The following is a 403-nucleotide window of genomic DNA, read 5'->3' as shown; positions in this document are numbered from 1 at the left end:
CTCTACATCGGCTCCCTCGGGGCGCTCCTCGGCACCGGCCTGGCCGGCGTCCTCGGCATCCTGCTCGACCGGTCAGGTCGCGACCGGTCGTGACCGACCCGGCCGGTGACCGCGCCCCGAACGACACGCGGCGCACGGGCCCGCTCGCCGGGGTGCGGGTCGTCGAGCTGGCCGGCATCGGCCCCTCACCGTTCGCGGCGATGCTGCTCGCCGACCTCGGGGCCGACGTGATCCGCGTCGACCGACCCGGCGGCCCCTCGCTGCCCGTCCCCCTCGCGCCCGAAGCCGACGTGCTGCGGCGCGGGCGCCCGTCCGTCCTGCTGGATCTCAAGCACCCCGACGGCCTCGCCACCGCCCTCGCGCTCGTCGAGAGGGCCGACGTCCTCGTCGAGGGCTACCGGCC

General features: G+C 77.2%; 1 protein-coding gene. It reads left to right on the top strand.

Annotated elements, in window-relative coordinates; all coding sequences use genetic code 11:
* Window positions 1-89 precede the first annotated feature (89 nt).
* The coding region (locus AC1DFM_RS34855; RefSeq protein ID WP_477081394.1) for a CoA transferase at window positions 90-403 on the top strand (314 nt) is incomplete at its 3' end.

The sequence above is a fragment of the Chitinophaga sp. 05T412 genome, assembly GCF_056396465.1.
Note: the sequence above shows the minus strand (reverse complement) of the source record. Positions and strands in the feature narration are given on the sequence as shown.